Source organism: Streptomyces sp. NPDC002730, from assembly GCF_042888805.1.
Taxonomy (GTDB): Bacteria; Actinomycetota; Actinomycetes; order Streptomycetales; family Streptomycetaceae; genus Streptomyces.
Window position 1 is genome coordinate 1 of sequence record NZ_JBIAQG010000008.1, and the last position, 19,748, is coordinate 19,748.

General features: G+C 68.1%; 21 protein-coding genes. 11 read left to right on the forward strand and 10 right to left on the reverse strand.

What is annotated here, in order from left to right; genetic code table 11:
* The 3 genes from ACFYXH_RS20715 to ACFYXH_RS20725 all read right to left on the reverse strand — a co-directional run.
* Positions 1–388 (reverse strand): DEAD/DEAH box helicase (locus ACFYXH_RS20715; protein WP_389564803.1); only part of this gene is annotated, 388 nt, incomplete at its 3' end.
* A gap of 359 nt (positions 389–747) precedes the next feature.
* On the reverse strand, positions 748–951 hold the full coding sequence (locus ACFYXH_RS20720) for a cold-shock protein (protein WP_069775160.1): 204 nt from the start codon (positions 949–951) through the stop codon (positions 748–750).
* A gap of 429 nt (positions 952–1,380) precedes the next feature.
* Positions 1,381–1,731 (reverse strand): MerR family transcriptional regulator, encoded by a 351-nt coding sequence (locus ACFYXH_RS20725; protein ID WP_389564806.1) that lies wholly within the window; start codon positions 1,729–1,731, stop codon positions 1,381–1,383.
* Between the two features lie 804 nt (positions 1,732–2,535).
* Between ACFYXH_RS20725 and ACFYXH_RS20730 the strand changes: the two genes are divergently transcribed.
* Positions 2,536–4,242, forward strand: coding sequence for a ricin-type beta-trefoil lectin domain protein (locus tag ACFYXH_RS20730; RefSeq protein WP_389564809.1), 1,707 nt, complete (start codon positions 2,536–2,538; stop codon positions 4,240–4,242).
* A gap of 91 nt (positions 4,243–4,333) precedes the next feature.
* Complete coding sequence (locus tag ACFYXH_RS20735) at positions 4,334–4,720, forward strand: DUF4440 domain-containing protein (RefSeq protein WP_389564812.1); 387 nt, start codon at positions 4,334–4,336, stop codon at positions 4,718–4,720.
* A gap of 27 nt (positions 4,721–4,747) precedes the next feature.
* On the opposite strand, the gene ACFYXH_RS20740 is transcribed toward ACFYXH_RS20735, so the two are convergent.
* Entirely contained in the window at positions 4,748–5,629 is an 882-nt protein-coding gene (locus ACFYXH_RS20740) for a YegS/Rv2252/BmrU family lipid kinase (RefSeq protein WP_327327782.1), read from the reverse strand.
* A gap of 29 nt (positions 5,630–5,658) precedes the next feature.
* On the reverse strand, positions 5,659–7,254 hold the full coding sequence (locus ACFYXH_RS20745; protein WP_389564816.1) for an FAD-binding oxidoreductase: 1,596 nt from the start codon (positions 7,252–7,254) through the stop codon (positions 5,659–5,661).
* A gap of 69 nt (positions 7,255–7,323) precedes the next feature.
* Between ACFYXH_RS20745 and ACFYXH_RS20750 the strand changes: the two genes are divergently transcribed.
* The 8 genes from ACFYXH_RS20750 to ACFYXH_RS20785 all read left to right on the forward strand — a co-directional run bounded on the left by ACFYXH_RS20750 (position 7,324) and on the right by ACFYXH_RS20785 (position 14,036).
* Positions 7,324–7,923 carry a TetR/AcrR family transcriptional regulator gene (locus tag ACFYXH_RS20750; protein WP_389564818.1) on the forward strand — a complete coding sequence of 200 codons (600 nt, stop codon included), beginning with the start codon at positions 7,324–7,326 and terminating at the stop codon, positions 7,921–7,923.
* Complete coding sequence (locus tag ACFYXH_RS20755) at positions 7,920–9,476, forward strand: glycerol-3-phosphate dehydrogenase/oxidase (RefSeq protein WP_389564821.1); 1,557 nt, start codon at positions 7,920–7,922, stop codon at positions 9,474–9,476. The genes ACFYXH_RS20750 and ACFYXH_RS20755 overlap by 4 nt, the downstream gene beginning before the upstream one ends.
* 622 nt (positions 9,477–10,098) lie before the next feature.
* On the forward strand, positions 10,099–10,557 hold the full coding sequence (locus ACFYXH_RS20760) for an Asp23/Gls24 family envelope stress response protein (RefSeq protein ID WP_389564824.1): 459 nt from the start codon (positions 10,099–10,101) through the stop codon (positions 10,555–10,557).
* Positions 10,558–11,405: 848 nt separating this feature from the next.
* The gene (locus ACFYXH_RS20765) at positions 11,406–11,834 is read left to right on the forward strand and encodes a hypothetical protein (RefSeq protein ID WP_389564827.1); all 429 of its coding nucleotides are present in this window, start codon (positions 11,406–11,408) and stop codon (positions 11,832–11,834) included.
* Positions 11,828–12,061: a helix-turn-helix transcriptional regulator gene (locus ACFYXH_RS20770; RefSeq protein ID WP_327327788.1), complete on the forward strand. Its 234-nt coding sequence runs from the start codon at positions 11,828–11,830 to the stop codon at positions 12,059–12,061. Before ACFYXH_RS20765 ends, ACFYXH_RS20770 begins: the two co-directional genes overlap by 7 nt.
* Positions 12,058–13,029 (forward strand): NAD(P)-dependent alcohol dehydrogenase, encoded by a 972-nt coding sequence (locus tag ACFYXH_RS20775; RefSeq protein WP_389564831.1) that lies wholly within the window; start codon positions 12,058–12,060, stop codon positions 13,027–13,029. Before ACFYXH_RS20770 ends, ACFYXH_RS20775 begins: the two co-directional genes overlap by 4 nt.
* Before the next feature lie 127 nt (positions 13,030–13,156).
* Positions 13,157–13,447 (forward strand): YkvA family protein, encoded by a 291-nt coding sequence (locus ACFYXH_RS20780; protein WP_389564835.1) that lies wholly within the window; start codon positions 13,157–13,159, stop codon positions 13,445–13,447.
* Between the two features lie 136 nt (positions 13,448–13,583).
* Complete coding sequence (locus ACFYXH_RS20785) at positions 13,584–14,036, forward strand: lamin tail domain-containing protein (RefSeq protein ID WP_389564838.1); 453 nt, start codon at positions 13,584–13,586, stop codon at positions 14,034–14,036.
* Between the two features lie 266 nt (positions 14,037–14,302).
* On the opposite strand, the gene ACFYXH_RS20790 is transcribed toward ACFYXH_RS20785, so the two are convergent.
* From ACFYXH_RS20790 to ACFYXH_RS20800, 3 genes are all read right to left on the reverse strand, one after another.
* Positions 14,303–16,201, reverse strand: coding sequence for an ABC transporter ATP-binding protein (locus tag ACFYXH_RS20790; protein ID WP_389564841.1), 1,899 nt, complete (start codon positions 16,199–16,201; stop codon positions 14,303–14,305).
* 172 nt (positions 16,202–16,373) lie between these two features.
* On the reverse strand, positions 16,374–16,931 hold the full coding sequence (locus tag ACFYXH_RS20795; protein ID WP_389564844.1) for a DUF6817 domain-containing protein: 558 nt from the start codon (positions 16,929–16,931) through the stop codon (positions 16,374–16,376).
* A 52-nt stretch (positions 16,932–16,983) separates the two neighbouring features.
* Positions 16,984–17,739 carry a sulfite exporter TauE/SafE family protein gene (locus ACFYXH_RS20800; protein WP_389564847.1) on the reverse strand — a complete coding sequence of 252 codons (756 nt, stop codon included), beginning with the start codon at positions 17,737–17,739 and terminating at the stop codon, positions 16,984–16,986.
* A gap of 231 nt (positions 17,740–17,970) precedes the next feature.
* On the opposite strand from ACFYXH_RS20800, the gene ACFYXH_RS20805 reads away from it, so the two are divergent.
* Positions 17,971–18,885 (forward strand): LysR family transcriptional regulator, encoded by a 915-nt coding sequence (locus ACFYXH_RS20805; RefSeq protein ID WP_389564850.1) that lies wholly within the window; start codon positions 17,971–17,973, stop codon positions 18,883–18,885.
* 279 nt (positions 18,886–19,164) lie between these two features.
* On the opposite strand, the gene ACFYXH_RS20810 is transcribed toward ACFYXH_RS20805, so the two are convergent.
* Together ACFYXH_RS20810 and ACFYXH_RS20815 are read right to left on the reverse strand one after the other, a co-directional pair.
* Positions 19,165–19,338 (reverse strand): CsbD family protein, encoded by a 174-nt coding sequence (locus tag ACFYXH_RS20810; protein WP_389564853.1) that lies wholly within the window; start codon positions 19,336–19,338, stop codon positions 19,165–19,167.
* A 94-nt stretch (positions 19,339–19,432) separates the two neighbouring features.
* Complete coding sequence (locus ACFYXH_RS20815; protein WP_389564856.1) at positions 19,433–19,609, reverse strand: hydrophobic protein; 177 nt, start codon at positions 19,607–19,609, stop codon at positions 19,433–19,435.
* Between the last annotated feature and the right edge of the window lie 139 nt (positions 19,610–19,748).

Sequence of the window (19,748 nt, forward strand, 5' to 3'; positions counted from 1 at the left end):
AGGCGAGCGTCTTGCCCGAACCGGTACGCCCGCGGCCCAGCACGTCCCGGCCGGCCAGGGAGTTCGGCAGCGTCGCCGCCTGGATCGGGAACGGCACGGTCACCCCCTCGGTGCGAAGCGCCGCCAGCAGGGGTGCGGGTATATCCAGTTCGGCGAAGGCTTCGACAGCGGGCAGCGCCGGCGTGATGGTGACCGGCAGCGCGAACTCCCCCTGCAGTGCGGCGGGACGGCGCCCGTAGCCGCCGGAGCGGCGCGGGGCCGCCGAGCGGCCCGGAGCGCCTTGGCGTCCCTGCGACTGCGAACGGAAGCCGTCGCCCCTGCCGGAGCCGGCGTTGCCGCCCTTGCGGGTGCGGGAGTAGCGGTCGTTCGTGCGAGCTGAGCGGTTCATGCAGAACCTTCCTCGATATGGCACGTATCGAGGGATTCTCGGCAGCAATGAGCGCCACAGAAATCGCAAGAACGAGCCGAAGTAAAAACGAAGACGAAGTCCGACCGCCGACGAAATAAGCGGGGGCCGGTACGTCAAAATGACTGATATGCGCCAGGGTGTGGGATGCCGAATCAGGGAAATCGGGCGTGTCTGTGACCGGCAGGAGCCGTGGACGGATCGACTGCCGTACGGTGAGAAAACGTATTGCCTCTCGCCTCGCGTGAAACCGCTGCGGCCCTGGCTGAAACCCGGAAAAAGTAACGAGCTGGGGCCCGCACCCCAAGGTGCGGGCCCCAGCTGCGTCGTGCGTGTCAGCGTCAGGCGGGAACGATGTTCTCCGCCTGCGGGCCCTTCTGGCCCTGCGTGACGTCGAAGTTCACCTTCTGGCCCTCCTGCAGCTCACGGAAGCCCTGGGCGGCGATGTTCGAGTAGTGGGCGAACACGTCAGCGCCGCCGCCGTCCTGCTCGATGAAGCCGAAACCCTTTTCCGCGTTGAACCACTTGACGGTGCCAGTAGCCATGTCATATCTCCTTCGGGGCAGTGCCCGGTGCCCGCACTGTGCGAGCTCCGCGTCGCCGCGATGATTGCCCCGTCCGGAAAGAATCCGGCAATACAGAAGTGCACGCTCCGGAATTAACGCCGGTACGAGCACTTGAAGTCTTTGGGAACCACAACTGCAACTGAGAACAACGGTAGCACGGCGCAAGCGGCCGGGCGCGGCGAGTAATATCACTCCGCCCGCCGTGCCATAAACCCTCATCGCGCATTGCCCGAATATCTGTGCCTGCGGCAATAGATACTCGAGTGTGCGGAGCGCATGGGAGCGGAACGGACTGAGCAGCCGACGCGGCGTCGGGCATGGGAACGCGGCCTCTTCGCCGGGCCGGCGAACAGCACGCCTGTCCGGCTTTCGTGGCCGGGGCGAGGGTTCGCCGATGCTCAGGCGCAGTCAGGAGCTGACTGCCCCGCCCGAGTCTGCCGTGGGCCGGCGCAGTTCCTCGTTGATGCGCATGGCTTCCTCGAGCTGGTCTTCCAGAATGACGATGCGGCAGGCTGCGTCGATCGGTGTTCCGCTGTCGACCAGTTCGCGTGCGCGAGCGGCGATGCGCAGTTGGTAGCGGGAGTAGCGGCGATGGCCGCCTTCGGATCGCAGTGGGGTGATCAGACGGGCTTCGCCGACGGCCCGGAGGAAGCCGGGCGTGGCGCCGATCATTTCGGCGGCGCGACCCATGGTGTAGGCGGGGTAGTCGTCATCATCGAATCGGTCGGTGGTGGTGTGCGGTGGAGTTTCTGGGGGCATCTGCACCTCTTTCCGGAACGCGCGTCGAGGGGCCCCGGCGCGTACACGCCAGGGCCCCGAGGGGTATCAACACCATCTGCCGGCGCTGTGCGCTGGCTTTCTTGTTCCGCGTGTCCGTCCCTGAGGGCGGAGGTGCGGGGATCGCGGATGCGTGACCGGGGACCACCTTCCAATCGGGGCCTGCGGTACCCGGGCGTACTTGATCCTCGCCCGGGCGATCCTGATGGCGTCTGCTCCTCTCTGGTTGTTCGGTCGTACTGCTCTGAGAACTGCGGTACTGCAGGGCGAACCCGGAGGCCGCCCGGGCCGACTCCGTCGCGTTCGCTGACTTCGTCGGCTACGCGAGAAACTCTAACCGTGGAGGCGGGTAATTTCTACCCTGGACGCGATAGATTTTCCTGGTCCAGGAGAGAAATTATCGTCGCACTGCTGCAGCGGTCCGAAGCCGGGCCACCGGCCCGGGCGGTGTACAGGGGCAGGAAGGCAGGACCTGCCGGTCTCCGGTGGCTGGGAGGGGGAGGGCCCCGGCGGGTTCAAGCACGGACGGTCGGCATCAGTTGACGGTGCGCCACTTGACGCATTCATCCAATGCCGCTGCCGCAGTCGCGCTTGCCGCTGATGCAGCACCTCCTGGGTGCAGGCACGGGCACGGGGTAGCCGTCGGCGACGACTTACCCACGGAAACACCTTTCCCTGCTGATCCGGCTGCTTCACTATGGGCTCTTGTTTCCTGCAGGTAACAACGGCGTGTTTCCGCCTGGGCAGGTGGGTCGGTCGCGCCGTAGTGAACGAGGAGTCAACAGGGTGCCAGAGCTCCACAAGGTCGGTCCCGCTTCCGGGGACGAGAAGCTGCTCTACACCGCCTTGTCGGACGCGGAGCTCACCGAACGCATCCGCGCCGGTGCCCCGCCCGCCTATCCCGCCATCCAGGAGCTCAAGCGCCGCCACCTGCCTGCTGTTCTCACCTACGCCCGGCTCTGCGGACGCAACCAGGTTGCTGGAAACCAGCTGGCCGTCCAGGCCTTCGACCTCGCCGCCCGGGAGGCGTGCCGGGGCATCGAGCCCCAGGGGAACTGGCGTCACCATCTGCTGATGCTTGTTCAGCGGGTGGGGCTCAGCTGGGCCGCCGACGGTCGCCGGGACCGGCTCGAATCCGACTTCGTGGCATGGATCGATGACACTGCAGACTTCAGCGCAACGGATCTGTCTGAATCCCGGCGCCTGCGGCTCGAGGCGTCGTCGGCCATGCTGACCGGCTTCTACCGGCTGCCGGAGCTGACACGGGGCGTCCTCTGGTACGCGGTGGTCGACGAGGAGTCGGACGCCACGGTCGCCACCTTCCTCAACGTCGACCCGAACCTCGTTCCCGAGCTGCGGGACAAGGCACAGAACGCCATGCGCCAGGCCTATCTCCGGGCATATCTGGAGCAGGGCGGGGACAGGAAGTGTCTGGGATTCCGCCGCATCATCGAGGCGGCGGCGCGGCCGGGGGACCGGCGGCGCAGCGAGGATCTGGCGCTCCATCTGGCGGAATGTCCCAGCTGCACACGGCTGGTCGCGGAACTGCCGCGGTTGGCGGACGCCCCCCGGACTGTGTTGGCTGAGGGACTGCTCCGGTGGGGCGGAGCGGCCTACGCGGCGCGCGGTCCCGTGCGCGGCCTGCTCGAGGCTGTACCGGCCCAGCCCGACCGGTCGGCCCCCACGGCAGGCATGTCCGCGTTCACCGCCTCGGCGGAGTCGCCGCAGAGCGAGCAGACGCCGCGGAACGGCGCGAGGCGGCTGTCCCGGACCGTCGTCCTCGTCGCTGTGGCGGCGGCGGCCGTTGTCGTCGCAGGCACTCTGCTGGCGACCGCATCCGAGGACTCCGGTCCGGCACGCGACCGCGCCGAGGAGCCCCCGCTCCGGGAAGCCTGGCCCACCGCGGCCGTGCCCGTTCCCGCCCCGTCGACGAGCCCCAGCCGGGAGCCGTCGAAGAAGCCCTCACGCTCGCCGAGCCCCACCACGTCGGCCGCTGCCTCCAATCCTCCTGCCGCCAATCCTCCGGCGCCCGCTCCGTCGAAGAGCGTCCCGCGCCGGCCGGTGCCGATCGTCCCGGGGGGCGGCTACACCCAGGTCGTCCACACGGAATCCGGTCTGTGCCTGGACATCGCGAACGGTGTGATGGCGAACCGCACCGATGTCGTCACCGCACGCTGCAGTGGTGCCCTGACCCAGCAGTGGAGTCTGGACTCCATCGGCCTCCTGCGCAGTAACGCAGATCGCGACTTCTGCCTGGACTCGCGCGGCGACACCGACCGCGGCGTCGGCATCTGGTCCTGCGCCTCCGTCAACGGCAAGAACGGCCTGAATCTGCTCTTCACCGTCGATGGATCAGGAGCCATACGCCCACAGATCGCGCCGGACTTCGCCCTTGAACCCCTGGGCAGCTCCGAGGGCGGTCTGCTCGACTTCGACCCGGTTGACGGAGACAGCGACCAGCGCTGGACCGCCGGCGTCTCCCCGCAGAACTGAAGCGTGTTGCGGAAAGCTGTGTGCGGGCGGGCCGGCGCCGCGCGGTATCTCGGTTTGCGAAGGACGTGGCTACCGGGACGAAGATGCCTGTATGAGCGGAGAGACGGATGAGGTACGCGAAGCGATCGCGGGCGAACTGCGTCTGATGGACCCCAGCGTGCGGTCGTCACGGTCGCTTACCCGGCAGCTGCTGGACCCGGAGTTCGTAGAGGTCGGTGCTTCGGGTCGGCGGTGGACGTATGAGGAAATGCTTGCCGAGCTGCCCGAGATGCAGGGCGGCGGAGAAAACGGTCCGCGCTTTGAGCCCTCTCGTGTGACCGGTGTTCTGCTGGCGCCCGGGCTGGTGCACCTCACCTACGAGACCACGATCGGTGGAGTCCGGGCACGGCGGGCTTCGCTCTGGCGCAAGCAGCCTGCGGATGGGACATGGCGCATGTACTTCCACCAGGCCACGCCCATTCCGCCCGAGTGTGTGTAACCCAACGGTGCGAGGCACACCTCCGCGTCAGCAGAGCACGGTGAGTGCCCCCGGCTGCACCCTTGCCGTCACCGGGAGCGTCGCCTCGATCTCGCCGTCCGCGCCGTAGGGGATATCGCGATCGGCCTCGATGCGAATCTCCTTGCCCCGCAGGATCTCCACCTCCGGCCGCTGCACGTGCGCCCCTGTCTTGAGCTCATTCATGATCGCGAAAAACAGCCGCTTGGGTGCATGCCGGATCACGACCACGTCCAGCAGGCCGTCGTCGAGCCGTGCGTCGGGGGCGATCTGGCGGCCGAATCCGTAGAAGCGGGAGTTGGCGGCCACGACCGTGTAGCCGCGTCGTTCGTGCAGCACGCCGTCCACGGTGATGCGGTAGGAGACGGGTCGCCAGGTCAGCACGGCGCGCATGCCGCCCGCGTAGTACGAGGCGGCGCCCCTCAGCAGCCGGGCGGTGTTGGCGTACTGGTTGGCCACCGCGTCGACTCCCGCGTACACACTGCCCAGCACGCATGTCCCGGGGTGCACGGCTGATTCGACCTGGATGGTGTCGATCGCCCGAGGCGAGCCGTTGAGCAGCACTTCGGCCAGGGCGGGTGCGTCGGCCGGAAGTCCGAGCGCGCGGGCAAAGTCGTTGCCCCGGCCGGCCGGGACGATGCTGAACAGGGTGTCAGTGCCACTCAGTGCCCCGCCGACACAGCCGGCAATCCCGTCGCCGCCCACGGCGAGCACGACGTGCCCACGCTCGCCGGCCTGCTGTGCCACTTCCCGTGCGTGTTCCAGGCTCCGGCTGTACTGGGTGTCGAGCTGCGCCCCGGCCTCCCGCAGGAGCCGGGCCAGCGGAAGCAGGGCCGCCGTACCGCTGGAACCGCCTGCGGTGGGGTTGACGATGGCTGTGAAATGTCGCATGAATGCGCCTCCGGTCGGCACGGGGCAAGTCAGCGGACGGGGATGAGGACGCCGGGGTTGAGGACCCCGGACGGGTCGATCTCGTTCTTGACGGCCTGCAGGATGTTGACTCCGACGGGGCCGATCTCCCGCGCGTACCAGTCGCGGTGGTCGGTGCCGACTCCGTGATGGTGGCTGATGGTGCCGCCGGCGAGAAGGATCGCGTCGTTGGCGGCCCGCTTCACGGGGGCCCAGTGGGCGACCGGATCGTCCCCCTGCGCCGAGACCACGGTGAAGTAGAGGGACGCGCCGTTCTCGTACACATGGGAGATGTGGCACATGACCAGGGGCGGGGTGCCTGCGTCGGTCAGGGTCGTGGTGAGAGCCTGGCGCACCGCGTCGTACAGCGCCGGCAGGCCGGACCAGAACGTCGCCGTCTCCAGGGTCTCGGCGAACGCGCCGGCGTCCAGCAGCGCGTCACGCAGATACGGGGCGTTGTAGCGGCCGTGGGCCCACCGGTCGCCCGGTTCTGCGCCGAGGAATTCACCGCCGCAGGCGAGCAGCACCTCCCGGGCCCGGGCACGCCGGTCCGCAGTGTCCTCAGCGGTGCCCTCGTAGCCGGCGATCGCCATGCACCCGGCCGCCTGCGGGGCATCGGACCCGCCGATGGCGTCCGGCTGCGCGAGGCCGATGAAGGTCTCCGTTTCGTCCGACAGCCGCAGTACGGTCGGCAGCGGACCGTCCTGGGCGAGCTTGCGCAGTGCCAGCGCGCCCGCCTCGAAGGACGAGAATCGCCAGCCCTCGTAGATCCTGGTTTGCGGCACGGGCCGGATCCGCACGGTCACCGATGTGATGACACCCAGCGCTCCCTCGGAGCCGAGGATCAACTGGCGCAGATCCGGTCCTGCCGCCGAGCGGGGCGCGCGCCCCAGTTCCAGGGTGCCCTCCGGGGTGGCCACGGTGAGGCCGAGCACCATGTCGTCGAACCGGCCGTATCCGGCCGAGGCCTGGCCACTGGACCGCGCCGCGGCGAACCCACCGATCGAGGCCCACTCGTACGACTGCGGGAAGTGGCCCAGGGTGAAGCCCTGTTCGTTGAGGAGCGCCTCGCACTCGGGTGCGCGCAGCCCGGGCTGCAGAACGGCGGTACGGGAGACCTCGTCGAGCGCGAGCAGACTGTCCAGTCGGCGCAGGTCCAGCGCGATGAAGCAGCGCTGCGCCTCGGGGGCCAGTCCGCCGACGACGGAGGTTCCGCCTCCGAACGGCACGGCGGACACGCCGTGTTCGGCGCAGACTCGCAGCAGTGCGAGTACCTCGTCGTGGCTGCCCGGCAGTGCGACAGCTGCCGGGATGTCGTCGACCTCGCCGGCCCGGATGCGCAGCAGGTCGGGGGTGGACTTGCCCCGGGTGTGCCGGATGCGTGTCTCTGCGTCGGTGCGCAGATGCGTGGCGTCCCCCAGGCAGTCGACGAGCGCCTGACGGGTCTTGTCGGTGAGGGGGGAGTCGGGAGCGGGGATGCTGCCGATGTGCGCGGGGCCGCTCTCCCTCGGCGTGACGCCCAGCAGGTCGCGCAGCAGGCCGACCACCGTGTCGGGCAGCGGGGCCGCCTTGGCCGGGTCTCCCCAGCCGCTCCACAACATGTCCACTTGGATCCTCACCCTCGGTTTTGCGGGTCGCCGTGCCGTACGGCCTGCACTGCGATTACACTGTGACAGATGACGCCCATTCGTCACAACCGTTCGGACGGAGATGCCGTTCTCGACGCGGCACGCGACTGTGTCCTGGCTGTCGGCGTACGCCGCACCACCCTGACCGACGTGGCCCGGCGCGCCGGAGTGTCCCGTATGACGCTCTACCGCCGCTGGCCGGACGTACGGACCCTGGTCGGCGACGTGATGACCCGGGAGTGGATCGCACTCGCCGTCGGCACGATGACCGGCCCGGAGCCCGACGTCCCCACCCGGACCCGGCTCATCGACGGAATGGTCGCCGGAGTCGCCGCCTTTCGCGCCCATCCGCTCTTCCGCAAGATCATCGACGTGGACCCCGAGCTGCTGCTGCCCTACGTGCTCGACCATCGGGGTACCAGCCAGGACGCACTGCTGGGGCTCGTCACCGGTGCCCTGCGGGAGGGCCACGCCGACGGGTCCGTCCGCCGGATGAACACCGATCTTCAAGCACGCTCGCTGCTGCTCGTCGCGCAGTCCTTCACGCTCTCGCTGCGCACGATGACCGACGAAACCGACCCTGAACTCACCGAAGCAGCCTTCCTCGAAGAGCTGCGGACCCTCCTGGAGAGGACCCTTACGCCATGAGCCGCTCGAGTGGCCGTGCTCCTGCCCCCTCCTCGCTCAGCGCGGCACGCCGACGCCGCGAGCTCACCGAACTCGCCGACGGAGCCCGCGTCGACGTCCTTGTCGTCGGACTCGGCGCGACGGGCGCCGGAGCCGCACTCGACGCCGCCTCACGCGGGCTGACCGTCGCCGCCATCGACGCCCATGACCTGGCTTTCGGGACCTCACGCTGGAGCTCGAAGCTCATCCACGGCGGACTGCGCTACCTCGCCACGGGGCAGCTCGACGTCGCCCACGAAAGCGCCGTCGAACGCGGCGTCCTCATGGAACGCACCGCCCCCCACCTGGTACGGGCCCAGCCCTTCGTCCTGCCGCTCACCCCACTGGTCTCCCGCGGCCAGGCTGCGCTTGCCTGGGCCGGCTTCAAGGCCGGCGACCTCCTGCGTGCCTCCGCCCGCACCTCACGCACCACTCTGCCCGCTCCCCGCACCCTCTCCACGGTGGAGACGCGGCACATGGTCCCGGCACTGCGGCCGACAGGCCTGCGCGGGGGACTGCTGTCCTGGGACGGCCAACTCACCGACGACGCACGCCTGGTGACCGCGATAGCCCGCACAGCAGCCGCGTACGGCGCCCGCATCCTCACCCGCACCCGCGCGCTCTCGCTCACCGGCTCCGGCGCCAGGGTCCGCGACGAACTCACCGGAGAGGAACTGGAGATCCGCGCCCGCACGGTCATCAACGCCACGGGGGTGTGGGCGGGCAGCCTCGTCGACGACGTACGGCTGCGCCCCTCTCGCGGCACGCATGTGGTCCTGCGCTCGGAGGAGATCGGCAGCCTCACCGCCGGTATGCACATCCCGATCCCGGGGGAGCCCAACCGGTTCGTGCTCGTGCTGCCACAGGGTGACGGCCGGGTCTACGTGGGGCTGACCGACGAGCCGATCGACGGCACCATCCCGGACGTACCGGAAGTGCCCGAGACGGACATCGGCTTCCTCCTCGACGTGCTGGGCTCGGCCCTCGACATATCCATCACCCGAGATTCGGTGGTGGGAGCATTCGCCGGGCTGCGCCCGCTCCTGGACACCACGGCGTCGGACACGGGCCGCACCGCCGACATCTCCCGAAAGCACGCCGTTGTGACGTCGACCCAGGGTGTGGTCACGGTCGTCGGCGGCAAGCTCACCACCTACCGGCGGATGGCCCAGGACGCCGTCGACGCCGCCGTCACCGGGAGCGGTCTGAGCGCCGACCGGTGCCGCACGACCTCGATCCCGCTTGTCGGCGCCGCCCGGCCCGGCACGCTCGCGACGCTTGCCGCGCCCCGACGCCTGGTCCGCCGCTACGGATCCGAAGCCCCGGCCGTCCACGCACTCGGACTCGCCGACCCGTCTCTGGCCCTGCCCGTGGTTCCCGGACACCCCGTCACCGGCGCCGAACTGGTGTGGGCGGTCCGCCACGAGGGAGCCCTCGACGAGTCCGACATTCTCGACCGGCGCACCCGTATCGGCCTCGTCCCGCACGACCGCCAAGTCGCGTGCGAAGCCGCCCGCAGCGCACTCGCCTGCTGAGCTCACACCGAGGCCGCGTCCGGCGTGGCCGGTCCTCCTCGTCGTCTTCGAGGCGTGACCGGGCAGGGGTCCTGGCCGTGAAGCTCCTCGCGGGTCACTGAGCGGGGGGCCGTCCGCTTGTGCAGCGGCGGTGCCGCCCCCTCGTACCCGCTATGGACACCAGGGGGACTGACAGACGGTTCATCAATGGCCGTTTCGAGCTGCTCGGCAGGCATGGCAACGGCGGTACGGGGACCGGGCGGCGGGCTCGCGACATCGTGCTGCACCGCGAAGTGGTACTGAAGGAGGTGTGCCTGTCGGATCCCGCGACGCAGGGGGCGGACCCGGCCCGCGCGCGCGTGTCTCGCCGCGGACTTCAATGGCGCAGTGCTGAACAAGTTCGCGGCCGAGAACTGACCGCCCCGCTCATGGCCCTATGGCCATGAGCAAGCTCTGCAAGCTGCGGGAGCAGTGATGTGCCGCGCACCGTGGCGTGGCGTGGCACGTATTGGTGATGGATTCGCCCGAATGGCGGATGCCAAAGGCCAGGAGCACAGTGGAGTGGGGGCTGGGGCGGTGAGGAATCCCTTGTCAGGGTCCACTCCGCCGATGAGAGGAACCGACTCTGTGCGGAGGATCTCCGATGGCCAGTATCGACCGCCCAGGCGCGACCACTCTGGAGGAGAGCGCTGACGGGGACAGCGTGCGCGGCACGACCACGATTGCCGATTCCGTGGTAGCCACTATTGCGGGAATCGCGGTCCGGGACACGTACGGCATTCATTCTGTAGGTGGAGGAGCTTCCAGAGCGATGGGCGCGGTCCGGGACAAGATGTCTCGGTCCTCCGACCCCGGTCGCGGTGTCAAGGCCGAGGTCGGGGAGAAGCAGACGGCCATCGACATCGGTATCGTCGTCGAGTACGGCGTTCCGATCATGGAGGCCGCCAAGAACATCCGCAGCAATGTGACGGACGCCGTTGAGACGATGACCGGCCTGGAAGTCGTCGAGATCAACATCAACGTGCTTGACGTCTACGTGCCCGGCTCCGACGACGATGACGACGAAGCAAACACCGGAGTCAAGGGCGCCAGAGTGCGGTGACGCCTGACGGCCGCACGGTCGAATACATGCAGCTGTCGCACGACAACCGCCCGGCCCAGGTCGACGGTCAACCACCGTTCAATCGATGCGAGTTGGCTGTCGCGCGACGGACTGTCCGTCTCAGCCCGAGCTCGGCATTCGGCTGGACTCCCCAACTGTGGAGCCATCCGCGTTTCCTGTACGACCTTGCCCAGGGGCACGTCACGTCGCCCCGGTGCCGAACGTGGCCGTGTCCTGGCCGGCAGTTCGCAGCGCCCACCCCGCCCTCACCGCGGCCCTGGCCGACATCGGCACGCTTCTGGAGCAGTTGCGCGCACCGCTGAGCGGGCCGTGGGACGCCGGACGCCGTATCGAATGGGTCGTCAACTCACTTGCACCATTGGGGAGTTGGTGGTCGTACTGGCCTCCTGGTTGGACGCGCCGGGCCCTTCCGGCGCCCCGGAGGGGAAAGGAGTGCAGGGCCCGGTACCGCGGTTGGAGATGATCTGCGGTCAAGGGATCGTTGATGGCCTGCTGCCGGATGAGTTGTGGGAGCTGAGAACTGTGCCGCGCACTGGATCAGCCCACGGAAGAACCACACTTCCCCGTGCTTGTTGCGCTCGTACGCCGGCAGCAGCCACGTGAGCGCGACGATCACCACCACGGCGTCGCGACATACCCGCCGGTCCGGGTTCGACTGAATCCTGGCGCGCAAGGTGAAGCGAAGGGGCACGCGCGGCAGGCGCGTTCGCTCCGGCTCGCGTCCCTATGTCACTGGTGGCACCCGCCTTGGAAGGGCCGGGGGCCGACCGCGCACGATCATGTCAAGAAACTTTGACACGGTGTCTGTGTTGCTTTACATTCGCGGTATGCCATTCGAAGAGAAGAGCGCATGGGTCATGGGGGTGCTCGCGGTCAGTACGTACGCGGGCTACCTCGTCGTCATTCTTGGGCGAACGGGGGATACCCCTCTCGTCGAGGTGTCGTATGTGGCGACGTTGTTGTGGGCCTTGGGCATCTCGATCGCAGCGTCGATCGTGCTCCATATGCTCATTGCGATGTTCTCGCCGAAGGACACCCACAAGAAGGATCAGCGCGACAGGGAGATCAATCGGTTCGGCGAACACATCGGCCAGTCATTCGTCGTCATCGGGGGAGTGGCAGCGCTCGGTATGTCGATGGCCGAGCTGGACTACTTCTGGATCGCCAACGCGGTCTACCTGGCGTTCGTACTGTCGGCGATCCTCGGTTCCACGGCCAAGATCGTCGCGTATCGCCGAGGCTTCCAGTCATGGTGAAGCCCACCAGGGTCACGAACGCGATCCGGGCCCTCCGGTTCGCGCACGGAGAGATGACCCAAGCGGATCTGGCAGAACGCATCGGTGTGTCACGCCAGACCGTCATTGCCATCGAGCAAGGCAGATATTCGCCTTCACTCGAATTGGCATTTCAGATCGCCAGGGTGTTCACCGTCCCGCTCGACACTGTGTTCCAGTACCCGGACAGCGAAGGAAAGACACCATGAAGGCAATAGTCCGGGAGACGTACCGGTCACCCGATGGCCTGGAACTCAAGGAGATCGACAAGCCGGTTGTCGGCGATGACGACGTGCTCGTACGCGTTCACGCCGCCGGCGTCGACCAGGGAGTCTGGCACCTCGTCACGGGCCTTCCGTACCTCCTTCGCATCGTAGGATTCGGGCTGCGCAGACCCAAAACCCGTGTTCCGGGTCTGGATGTCGCGGGGCGTGTCGAGGCAGTCGGCCGGAACGTGAGCCGGTTCCAGCCCGGTGACGAGGTGTTCGGCACCTGTGCGGGCTCCTACGCCGAGTACGCCTGCGCGCGCCAGGACAAGTTCGCGCCCAAGCCGGCGAACGTCACCTTTGAGCAGGCGGCGGCAGTCCCCTCCTCCGCGTTCGCCGCCCTCCAGGGTCTTCGCCGCAGTGCACAGGTCCAGGCAGGGCAGAAGGTTCTGGTCATCGGTGCGGGCGGAGGCGTCGGGACGTTCGCGGTGCAGCTGGCCAAGGAGTTCGGAGCGAACGTCACCGGTGTGTGCAGCACGAAGAAGACGGACCTGGTCCGCTCGATCGGCGCCGACGACGTCATCGACTACACACGCGAGGACTTCGCGGACAGGCCGCGGCGCTACGACCTGATCCTCGACACCGCGGGTGGTCGTTCGTTGGCACACCTGCGGCGTGCTCTCGATCCGCGGGGAAGTCTCGTCATCGTCGGATCCGAAGGGGGAGGCCGGTGGGTGCAGGGCGTGGACCGCGCGCTCCGGGCGGCGATGCTGTCACCGTTCGTGAGTCAGAAACTGCGGATGCTGGTGTCCACGGAGAATCAGGAGGACCTCCAGTTGCTGGGGAAGCTGATCGAGGCCGGCAAACTCACTCCGATCGTCGACAGGACGTACTCGCTGAGCGAGGTTCCCAAGGCAATTCAGTACCTGAGGGCCGGCCATGCCTGCGGCAAGGTCGTCATCACGGTCTGAGGTTTCCTGAGGTCCTGAACGCATCCGCGCCACCCGTCTGACGGCACCCAGGTGAGAGCGTCCGCCGGAGCGGGGTAGCTGTTCTCGGGGTACCTGTTCTGATGAGAGGTGGGAGGTGGGAGAAGCCGTGCATACCGAAATGTGGGTGGTGGTGGCAGTCGCCACGGTCCTGATCGCCACCACCGTTGTGCTGGCCGGCGTGCTCGTGGTCAGACTTGTGAAGGCGCGGCGGCAGCTGCGGGATGCCGGAATTCCGATGGAGAACAAAGCGGTCTTCTGGGGTGCCTTGATCTACCTGGTGAGTCCGGTCGACCTGCTGCCGGACCCGGTCCTCCTCGACGACATCGGCTTTCTGCTGCTCGCACTGCGCTCGCTCCAGGCTGCGGCGCACAGCGCGGATGTGGCCCGCCGACGCTGATGCGCAGTATCGGCACAACAGGCCGACGTATCCCAGTTTTTCGAACTCCTGTCACATCGGGCCGGATAGTCCCTATTCTTGGCGTCTTGCCGGGCCCAATTTTGGGGGGTGCCCGGCCTGGCCCCGAGGAATGTTCATGCTCCGTACCCGCTCCATGGCCGCTGCCTCAATCATCGCGGCCTTCGCCGGTCTGATCGCCCTGCCTTCGCCTGCGCAGGCGGCCGGCTCGGTCCACCTGTACAAGGTCTACTACGACAGCCCCGGTTCGGACCGTGGCGCCAACTCGAGCTTGAACGCGGAGTACGTGCAGATCCGCAACACCACCGGCGCCGCGGTCAGCCTGAAGGGCTGGGTCCTGGTCGATGCGTCGAACCACAAGTACACCTTCGGCACATTCACCCTCGGCAAGGGCAAGACGGTGACGGTGCGCACCGGCAAGGGCACCAATACCGCGGCCAACCGCTACCAGGGGCGTGCGTGGTACGTGTGGAACAACGACAAGGACACCGCCACCCTCAAGAAGCCGTCGGGCAGCAAGGTGGACACCTGCTCGTACAACTCGACCCGGGTCGACTACAAAATATGCTGACCGGCTGAACCACAAGGGCGTGGCGCCGGGTCCGGTGCCACGCCCGCAGTCGACTGGCTCGCGAGGTCGCAGCCCATACGGCCCCCACCTCGACACGCCCCAGAGCCTGTTAGAGCCTCGCCGTCAGCCTTCCGGGATCGGATTCACATCCGACCGGGAGGCTTTTTCATGCCTGACATACCTGTGCGCCGTGCCTTGCGGCACCGGCAGTAGGGAAAACAACCCCGTGCCGGTGACGCGGCCGACACGCGTGCCGATGCGCTGGGTCAGTGCACGGGGTGCACGGGGTGTGCCTCCTCCGCCCCCGGGCGATCGAACTGGGTGCGGTACAGCTCCTCGTAGCGGCCTCCGGCGGCCAGGAGCTCGGTGTGGGTTCCGCGTTCGATGACGCGGCCCTCCTCGACGACCAGAATCAGGTCGGCGGCCCGTATGGTCGAGAGCCGGTGGGCGATCACCACAGCGGTACGGCCCTCCAGAGCCTCCCCCAGGGCCTCCTGGACAGCCGCCTCGGAGGTGGAGTCGAGGTGGGCTGTCGCCTCGTCGAGGATGACGACCCGCTGGCGGGCCAGCAGTAGCCGGGCGATGGTCAGCCGCTGGCGCTCGCCGCCGGAGAGCCGGTAGCCGCGCTCGCCGACGACGGTGTCCAGGCCGTCGGGCAGTGAGGCCACCAGCCCGCTCAGGCGGGACCGGTGCAGGGCGTCCCAGATGTCGTCCTCGGTGGCGTCGGGCCGGGCGAGAAGCAGGTTGGCGCGCACGGACTCGTGGAAGAGATGGCCGTCCTGGGTGACCATGCCGATCGTCTCGCGGATCGAGTCCGAGGTCAGGTCGCGTACGTCGATGCCGTTCAGCCGTACGGAGCCGCTGTCGGCGTCGTACAGCCGCGGAACGAGCTGCGCGATCGTGGACTTGCCTGCGCCGGAGGAGCCGACCAGCGCGACCATCCGGCCGGGTTCGGCGCGGAAGGAGACATCGTTCAGAACTTCCGTGCCGCCGCGGGAGTCGAGGGTGGCGACCTCCTCGAGAGAGGCGAGGGAGACCTTGTCGGCGGAGGGATAGCCGAAGCGGACCCCGTCGAACTCCACGGACACCGGCCCCTCCGGCACCCGGCGGGCGTCCGGCTTCTCGGCGATCAATGGCTTCAGGTCGAGGATCTCGAAGACCCGCTCGAAACTGACCAGGGCGCTCATTACCTCGACTCGGGCGCCGGCCAGTGCGGTCAGCGGGGCGTAGAGGCGGGTGAGGAGCAGGGCGAGGGCGACGACGGCTCCCGGGTCCAGGCTGCCGCGCAGTGCGTAGTAGCCGCCGAGCCCGTAGACCAGGGCGAGGGCCAGGGCGGACACCAGGGTGAGGGCCGTGATGAAGACGGACTGGGCCATGGCGGTACGGATACCGATGTCGCGAACCCGGCGGGCGCGCGCGGCGAATTCGGCGGACTCGTCGGCGGGCCGTCCGAAGAGTTTGACGAGAGTCGCGCCGGGGGCGGAGAAGCGTTCGGTCATCTGGGTGCCCATGGCGGCGTTGTGGTTGGCGGCCTCGCGCTGCATCTTGGCCATGCGGGAGCCCATCCGGCGGGCGGGGACGACGAACACCGGCAGCAGGACCAGGGCGAGCAGGGTGATCTGCCAGGAGATGCTGAGCATGACGGCGAGCGTCAGCAGCAGGGTGACGAGGTTGGAGACGACGCCGGACAGGGTGTTGCTGAAGGCCCGTTGGGCCCCGATGACGTCGTTGTTGAGCCGGCTGACGAGTGCGCCGGTGCGGGTGCGGGTGAAGAAGGCGACCGGCATCCGCTGGACGTGGTCGAAGACCGCCGTGCGGAGATCGAGGATCAGCCCTTCGCCGAGGGTCGCCGACAGCCAGCGCGTAAGCAGACCGAGCCCCGCCTCGGCGACGGCGATGACGGCGATCAGCAGCGCGAGCCGGGTGACCGTGCCGGTTTCCTGGCCTTTGACGATCGCATCGACGACGCGGCCCGCGAGCACGGGTGTGGCCACCGCCAGCAGTGCCGTGATCACACTGAGCAGCAGGAACTGGTACAGCTGCCGGCGGTGCGGCCTGGCGAAGGAGGCGATACGGCGCAGGGTGGCCCGGGAGAAGGGCCTCCGGTCCTGTTGGGCGTTCATCGCGCTGTGCAGCGATGTCCACGCGGTGACTTCCATGTCCATGGGGTGCCTCCGGAATCTGGGTGGGCCGACGCGGTTCCCGTCGGCCGGCGTGGCCCGGGGCGCACCCAGAACGCTATGACCTCAACCTAGCTTTAGGTCAATTGATTCCTCTCGGCCCTCGCCGAGCCGTCAGGTGTGGCGGGTGTTGGCGACCCGGGCGAGGACCAGGTTTTCAAGCAGGCTCAGCCAGGGTGAGACCAGTGAGACAGTCCTGCCAGGCCTGTTCACTCAGCAGTGGGCGTAAGCGCGTGAAGAGCACCAGGAGATCGGGCGCCCACTTCACCCGGAAGGCGGGGTCGATACGGACGATGTCCAGCTCATTCGCGACGGAGAGCTCGGCGAAGTCCTGTCGCTGCTGAATGCTCGGCGTGAAGGTGCGGCCGGTGAATCTGTCCCGGAAGGCGGCGTCGGTGTCCGCGAGCGTGGGGTACGACGGCTTCCGGTCGCAGCTTGCATAGAGGTAGACGATGGACTCGGCCTCGGGGCCGATCACTGCCTCAAGTTCGCGGCGACGGTCAATCGGCAGAAGCGCTGTGGCGAAGCCGTCGGTTCCGTAGAACGCGTGACACAGCCCGGCCAGTCGGAGCGCGGGGCGGGCTCTCCAGCGGTCGAGCTGTTGCTGAACCCGCTGCAGGTGGGCGAGTAGCGTGCCGCCGGGATGATCGAGATTCTCGGCTCCGCAGTCGCGCAGGAGATCGAGGGCGTGAGCCGTGCTTGCTGATGTGGGCACGCGGCCGGGTTCCTTTCAGTTGTTCGGCAGGGGTGTTACTTGTCCGGGAGGCCTATTGCACGGCCATGACTCCGGCCGCGGTGATGCCGATGGTGACGATGAGGGCGCGCAGCGCGGCCGGTGGCAGCTTGCGGCCCACGCGTGCGCCCAGTACGCCGCCGAGGGCGGAGCCGACGGCGATCACTGCGGCGACGGTCCAGTCGACGTCGGCAACCGCGATGAAGACGACAGCCGCGATTCCGTTCACGATGGAGGCGAGAACGTTCTTCGCAGCGTTCAGCCGCTGCAGGTCTTCCCGAAGGAAGCTGCCGAAGAGTCCCATGAGAAGGACCCCTTGTGCGGCTCCGAAGTAGCCGCCGTAGATGCCTGTGCCCAGTACGCCGAACCACATGGGGGCGCCGCCGTCATCTCGCCTGTGGCTCCGGTGTTGCTGCAGCCATCGGCCGAGCCGGGGCTGCAGCAGGACCAGCACGCAGGCGGTCAGGATCAGTACGGGCACTATTGCTTTGAATGTCTCGGCGGGCAGTCTCAGCAGGAGCAGCGCGCCGATGAGTCCACCGATGAGCGAGGCGATGCCGAACCGGATCAACCGGCCCAACTGGCCTTTGAGTTCTCTGCGGTAGCCGTATGCGGCGCTCAGTACGCCCGGCACCAGGCCGATGTTGTTGGACACATTGGCCAGCACCGGCGGATAGCCGAAGGCGAGCAGGGTGGGGAAGGTGATGAGAGTCCCGGACCCGACCACCGCGTTGATCCCGCCGGCGGCGATGCCGGCGGCTCCGACGGCCACCAACTCGATTGCTTGCACAACTCACCTTTCGAAGACACGCACAGGGGCGGGCAGCTCGGGTGACCGGACAGTCTTTGCTCCGAGCCGGTTGGGTCGGCACCTGTTCAGGGAATTTCGCGGCGGTCCGGACCGTCACGAATTCCCTGGACAGGTTGCCGCCCTGGGCCCATAAGCGATCTTCGGTGACGGTGAAATCCCAAGTCAATCCTCGGGTTTCCTTGCAGACCCCCAAGGGATACCTTCACCCTCGTGACTCTTGACGATCTACGTGTCTTCATTGCGGTGTGCAGAGCAGGCAGCCTCAGCGCGGTGGCCCGCGACCTCTCATGCACGCAGTCCGCGGTGAGCCAGCACGTCAAACGGCTGGAACGGGAACTGGACGTGAGCCTGTTGGAGAGGCATCCACGTGGTGTTGTGCCCACCTCGGCGGGGCGCATCCTCCAGGCAGCGGCCGCCGACGGTATCGGTGGCATCGACCTCGCCCTGCGCCGTCTCCAGGACCTGGTGCGCGGGGACGGGGGTTCGGTGCGGATCACCACGGGAGCGACGACCGTACGGCACTTCATGGCCGATGCCATCGTCGACTTCCGCCGGCGTTACCCCCAGGTGAGCCTGGAGTTCGAGACGGAGAACTCCAGCCGCAGCTGCTTCGACGCGCTCGCCGCGCACGACCTGGACCTCGCCTGGATCACCATCGGGACCCCGGTCCGAGGCATCGAGCAGCGCCCCGTTGTCGAACTGCCCTGGGTGCTGGCTGTCAAAGCCGACGACCCGCTGGCGGCCAAGACCCATATGGACCCCGCGGACCTGGCGGACCTGCAGCTGATCCGCCTCCCCGAGAACTCGACATCCCGAGCTCATCTCGACGCATACTTCGCGGAGTTGGGAGTCCGATGGACCGCCGACACCGGTGTCGCCGACTGGGACACCGCCATCCTCCTCGCGGAGCTCGGCCTCGGCCACGCCGTCGTACCCGCCCTGCCCGGCCGCCACGGCGCCGAACACAACAGCGTCCGCCTGATCCCGCTTCCGGCACTGCCCGCCCTGTCCGCCGGTTGGGCGGTACGCCGGTGGGACGCCCTGAGCCCACTGGCCCGCGCCTTCGCCGATACCGTCGCCCAGAACTGCGCGGAGATGCCCAGGGTGCTCGCCGACCGGACATGAGCCGCGATCGGCTGGCTGACGCGCGTCGGTCCGCCGAGGATGGCCGGGCCGGACGGCCCCATCCCGCCGGAGCCGCATGACGCGCCGCCCGGCCCCGGCGACGGCACGTCCGTGCCGGGACCCGGCTCCGCGCCGATGCTCTACAAGGCGGTGATCCGCTTGAGCAGTACCTTGGAAGCCTCCGGCGCCCCCGCCGGCCAGGGCGCCGCGTGGTCCCGGGGGCCTTTGTGCTGTTCGTACGTGACCTCCATGTGGCGGGGCGCCACCTTGGGGTCATGGTCACCGCTTGAATGCTTTCTTGGCCCTATCGGCGGACTGCTTCAGGTTCCCGGCGACTCGGTCGGTCCTGCCTTCCCTTTGCAGTCGCCTGTTCCGGGTGGTCCGGCCGATGCTTTCCGTGATCCGGCCCTTGAGTTCCTGTGCCTTGTGCCTGATGTTCTGTCCAACGCTCATGGCGGTTCCTTCTCGTCAAGTGGACGGGTTCGCGCGCGTGGTCCCCCCCCGTACAGGTCGCTCTGCTCGCGGGTGGGACAGGGCTTGGTGCGGACTACCGGCGGCTGCGGGCGTACCGATGCCCGCCACGGCTACGGCCGCGGTTGCGGAGTGCGAAGCCGGCGATCCAGATGACCAGCAGTACGACTGCGGCCCACCACAGGATCTGCAAGGCGAAACCGAACCCGAACAGAACCAGGATCAGCAGAAGGAGAAGTATCCAGAGCAGCATGGCTGCGCCTCCACGCGGTCACAGGGGCATGTCCTGCGTTCCGCGGGGGCCGGGCGAAGCGAAGGTGAAGGCTTTGTCCGGGGGTTCCGGAGCACCACAGCCCTACGCCGTCGTAGTCAGTCAACGCCGGGCGGAGACC

Coding starts and splice junctions, on each gene's coding strand:
- ACFYXH_RS20810 (WP_389564853.1), bottom strand. CDS start 19,338: ATGAGCGTTGGACAGAACATCAGGCACAAGGCACAGGAACTCAAGGGC.
- ACFYXH_RS20815 (WP_389564856.1), bottom strand. CDS start 19,609: ATGCTGCTCTGGATACTTCTCCTTCTGCTGATCCTGGTTCTGTTCGGG.
- ACFYXH_RS20775 (WP_389564831.1), top strand. CDS start 12,058: ATGAAGGCAATAGTCCGGGAGACGTACCGGTCACCCGATGGCCTGGAA.
- ACFYXH_RS20765 (WP_389564827.1), top strand. CDS start 11,406: ATGCCATTCGAAGAGAAGAGCGCATGGGTCATGGGGGTGCTCGCGGTC.
- ACFYXH_RS20735 (WP_389564812.1), top strand. CDS start 4,334: ATGAGCGGAGAGACGGATGAGGTACGCGAAGCGATCGCGGGCGAACTG.
- ACFYXH_RS20750 (WP_389564818.1), top strand. CDS start 7,324: ATGACGCCCATTCGTCACAACCGTTCGGACGGAGATGCCGTTCTCGAC.
- ACFYXH_RS20740 (WP_327327782.1), bottom strand. CDS start 5,629: ATGCGACATTTCACAGCCATCGTCAACCCCACCGCAGGCGGTTCCAGC.
- ACFYXH_RS20790 (WP_389564841.1), bottom strand. CDS start 16,201: ATGGACATGGAAGTCACCGCGTGGACATCGCTGCACAGCGCGATGAAC.
- ACFYXH_RS20770 (WP_327327788.1), top strand. CDS start 11,828: ATGGTGAAGCCCACCAGGGTCACGAACGCGATCCGGGCCCTCCGGTTC.
- ACFYXH_RS20785 (WP_389564838.1), top strand. CDS start 13,584: ATGCTCCGTACCCGCTCCATGGCCGCTGCCTCAATCATCGCGGCCTTC.
- ACFYXH_RS20760 (WP_389564824.1), top strand. CDS start 10,099: ATGGCCAGTATCGACCGCCCAGGCGCGACCACTCTGGAGGAGAGCGCT.
- ACFYXH_RS20755 (WP_389564821.1), top strand. CDS start 7,920: ATGAGCCGCTCGAGTGGCCGTGCTCCTGCCCCCTCCTCGCTCAGCGCG.
- ACFYXH_RS20725 (WP_389564806.1), bottom strand. CDS start 1,731: ATGCCCCCAGAAACTCCACCGCACACCACCACCGACCGATTCGATGAT.
- ACFYXH_RS20720 (WP_069775160.1), bottom strand. CDS start 951: ATGGCTACTGGCACCGTCAAGTGGTTCAACGCGGAAAAGGGTTTCGGC.